The following is a 4071-nucleotide window of genomic DNA, read 5'->3' as shown; positions in this document are numbered from 1 at the left end:
TCTTGCCAAGGCGAGGGTCGCACGTTCAAATCCCGTTTCCCTCCATGAAAGTTTATAAAGATTTGGGTCGGACGGCTTAATCGCCCGCCGACTGGGGCATCCGGAGGGCGATCATCAACCGATATGCTGACTTGAAACAGCGTTTTACTTAATAACTTTTACAGTGTCTCCAACCTTAAAACCTGAACCTGATTTGACCTTTGCCTCTGAAATATTTGCCCCTTGATGAGAGGAGAGTACAATCTCGCCAATCTGTTCTTCCCGTTTTCCAATGACCCTTCCCGTATCGGGATCAACGAGGTCTTTACCAGCTCGATATACGCCGAAAACAGTACCTGATGAAAGCTTGCTCTTGCTTCCCGCCCGTATCATTATACTGCTCCCATCAACATCCAGGATGCGGCCTTGAAAAGGGATCGCATTGAGTGTAGCCACCATTTTGGTCATCGCCTTGGTCATGGCGTCCCGGAGGGCCCCTTCCCTTAATCCAACGTCAGCGGTTGATTTGGAACCCAGTCCGAGGATACCGCCGCTCTTCTTTCTATACTCTCCCATCCCGGAATCGGCGACCAGGCTTTTCCCAGTTGCGATGTCTACAAGTGCGTAGTCTACCTGAACCCGCGCGACTTGTGTCTTGCTCTGAGCCACGAGGATGTCGGATGATTCCTCCACTTCGGAATAAGATGTAACTGCGCCGGATATCCTGAAGTCTATTGACTCGAACCCTTCGGCGGCGTTCTTCTTACCTGTCTTTACCGCCCCGGTCTGCTGCAGCTGAATCAACTTCTCCTGCTCTTTCATTTCTGAATCGGTCAGGGTGATCGGCTCAAGACCCGACTTCTTTACAATCGTCCTCAAGATATCTGTCGCTGCCTCGCCAACCCCAAGTACCTTGCTCGGCGTCTTGTTCTCAAACGTCATAATTGCGATATTATACGCCGGGCCGCTGTAGTTTATCCCTTCCGCCTCAAGTTTTCCAGTCTGGCCTGTTACACTCACATCGTCCTTTACCATACCGGTCGTCTTGGATGTACAGGAAGCCGATACCAATGCAATCAAACCTACTAACATTAAAAAATAATATCCAAAACCACCGAACCTTTTCGTAATCATTCTGATCCCCCCTTTGAACTTGATCTACTGACCAAAAATCTTCTCTGCCTGTTAGATTGTGATCCTCCATCCATTCGTCCTATTCACTCATCAGATCAAGAAAACCGGCTGCAAGCGTGTAATCCTTTGGGACTTCAAACAGGGACGCAGGAGGGGTGACAAGTTTGACATTTTTCAGTTCCATCGTCTGTCTGGAGCTGCCATCCTCAAATTCGGTCTTGATGACAAACCCGTTGAGATCCCTGGCCTCCCAAATCAGTCCTTCAAAAGGCTTTCCATCCGAGGCTGTAATCTCGATCTGATACTTGTCGCACTTGTGACCGTCAACCACCTCCTCACCAAGCTTCTTTTTGGTAATCTTCGGTTCTTTTGTATCATCTTCGACCACTTTGAGGTCCATGTACTTTTTCAGATCGGGGTAAAGGGTATAGTTCTTCCTAACCTTGCCCTGCGAAATGATCGCAGTCTTGTAGAGACCCGCCGGCATTCCTTTAGCCTGATCTTCCATTGCCCGGCTCATATCTATGTCAGTCCGAAAATTCTCTCCTCCCTTGGCCAACTTTCCATGAATCACCATCTCCCTATTTTCTTTTTTGAAGACTGAGGTCATCACGAGATCGGAGGTGAAATCCTTATCGCCCACCTTCATATAGGACATGAAAGGGTTCCCGATCGCAGGGGGTTGAGGAACCGACACCTCAGGGAATTTGACAGTCGCGGTTTGAACCGTTCCCCTTCCCGCGGGGAAGTTATTGAAAATTCTATCGAGCATTGCTTCAGTCTCTGGTTTGAGGTAACCGCCAGTCGCCTTCATAAGGAGTTTTTCACCCATTGCCCTCTTGAAGGAGGTGTCGGACGCGCCGCCGATGCTGTCCCAATCCTTTAGACCGGGAATTTCCGCAACTCCCTGGACTGACTTGAGTCCCTCGATCCCTTCGTCCCGGGCGGACGCCATCGCTTCAAGGGCACCTGACTGGTTGCGAACACCCCGTCCCCCTGCCCAAACGACCTTTCCAGTTTTTGTGTCAACGAGTCTGAATCCGGCCCTGACCCGCTTCTCATTGAAGACACCGGTAGTCACATCACCGAAGTCCACCAGATAGCCATACAGGACTCCATCCACACCAAGCGCTGCGCCGAGCTTTTGCGGAGTCGTCAATTCCAGCTGCGAACCAAGTGTCACCCCCATCTGATCCCTGAGGATCATGTCGACCTCATTCAAGGGCTTACTTGTATATTGCCAATGTTTTATCCGTTTTTCGGTCAATTCGCGTACCGTCCTGGGTCCTACTACATCATTGGTTGCGTTATACATAGGCAAAACTGCAACGGTTTCTATCGGGTTGGAAGGATTTGGCGGAACGGTCATCATAGGCATCGCGCAAGCCGTCAGAAGAAAACCGACCAGGATGATGGAGAGCAGGTTACCCTTATTCATTATTTCACCTCTTCAAAAAAGTTATTCTTTCAACCCGGGCCACTTTGCATTGATCTGCTCCATGAGGTGGTTGGCCAGCTCAGTCGCTGCTTTACCAAGCGCCTCTGTTCCCCCCGTCACATCCGAGATATTCCTTGAAACACCGTGTCCTCTCGCTGCGCCCAGGACCTGGCCATTATCAACCCGGATCGCTGTTGCCGTAATATCGGCGATGTAGACGCCGACTGAACTTCCGGGAGTCCCCGGCCCCTCCTTAGCAATAGCTTTTCCCTTTACGACAATCTCAGCATTGACTTTTTGTGCGATCTCTATCGCACCTTTGTCGGTCAGGTCGGCAATACGGTAGGTGTTAGAAATGTCTAACTTCCCTGTAGTCGCGGAGATATCAACTACCTCGAACCCGTTCCCAAGGAAACTTTCCTTAAGCTGCGTCTCCGCTGCCGACATGTCCATGGTCTGTCCATGGTATTCGAGACCTCCCCACCACCAGAAGGAGTAAAACTCATGGCCGATATTCTGCTCCGCGATCATGAATAGCACACGAGGTTTAACTCCTTCAGCAGAAGCATAAACCGGTGTAAGATAAACCGCGGCCAACGCGATAAGAAATAGAATCTTCAGGAGATCAGGAGCCGACTTTTTGAAACCTTTGTTTTGTTCGCCCATAACGCTTCCTTTTGATGAGAAATGTTAACGTGGAAACACAGGCTGAGATGAATTCTTTAAGACAACCTATTAACTGTATTTATACTACTCTCCTAAAACTCACGTGTCAAGGTACTGTTGATTGGTTAATTGTATATAGGGTTGAATACGCGTAACATTAATTATCTATATGTGTTGATACCAGTTGATCTTTGCCAGTAAGTCGGCAATACCTTTACGATCAAGGTCAGTGCCGTTTGAAAGGATGACGATACCAAGATCGTCATCAGGATAGATGCGAAAAATAGTCGCAAATCCCGGACCTCCTCCTGCATGCTCAAGAAAACGACTGCCGCCTGATTCGCCAACGAACCATCCAAGCCCATAACCTCTGACAGGTTGAGTCTCTGTCAGCAGGGAGACTGATTCCGGGGCGAGGATTACTGCATTGTCAAGCGTACCACCATGAAGAACCATCAACATGAAACGGGCGACCTCGGACGCGGGTCCAATAAGACCTGTAGACGGGGTAGCATCAATATACACCCTGTTCATCCAGAACAATTTACCATGCCGTTCGTATCCGATATCTTTTTTACCAATGAACAAAGGTATAAGCGGTGTGTAATAATGGATAACAGGCAGCGTACCGGCTGCCTCATGCCTTGCCATTGAGGGTGTATATACAAAACCGGTCTGTGACATGCGCAATGGCTGCAAGATATGCATCATGATATATTCCTCATACGACTTACCTGACGCAGACTCTATAACCGCACCCAGAACCATATAATTAAAATTGCTGTATAAGGCATTTGTGCCTGGAGTGAATTTCAATGTATTGAATTTGGGTAAAAATGTCTTTACGAGTCTGG

4 protein-coding genes are annotated in these 4071 nt (G+C 48.8%); all 4 read right to left on the bottom strand.

All coding sequences use genetic code 11. The features are described from left to right. Positions 1-144 precede the first annotated feature (144 nt). Positions 145-1113, bottom strand: a complete 969-nt coding sequence (locus IT392_13405) for a hypothetical protein (protein MCC6545469.1) — start codon at positions 1111-1113, stop codon at positions 145-147. A gap of 79 nt (positions 1114-1192) precedes the next feature. Then, entirely contained in the window at positions 1193-2551 is a 1359-nt protein-coding gene (locus tag IT392_13400) for a DUF799 family lipoprotein (protein ID MCC6545468.1), read from the bottom strand. A 21-nt stretch (positions 2552-2572) separates the two neighbouring features. Continuing rightward, positions 2573-3217, bottom strand: coding sequence for a hypothetical protein (locus IT392_13395; protein ID MCC6545467.1), 645 nt, complete (start codon positions 3215-3217; stop codon positions 2573-2575). Positions 3218-3382: 165 nt separating this feature from the next. After that, positions 3383-4071, bottom strand: a 689-nt coding sequence (locus IT392_13390; protein ID MCC6545466.1) for a beta-lactamase family protein, incomplete at its 5' end; no start/stop codon positions are given.

The organism is Nitrospirota bacterium (genome assembly GCA_020846775.1).
Classification (GTDB): Bacteria; Nitrospirota; 9FT-COMBO-42-15; order HDB-SIOI813; family HDB-SIOI813; genus RBG-16-43-11.
The sequence above is the reverse complement of the archived record's forward strand: the minus strand, read 5'-3'. Positions and strand labels throughout refer to the sequence as shown.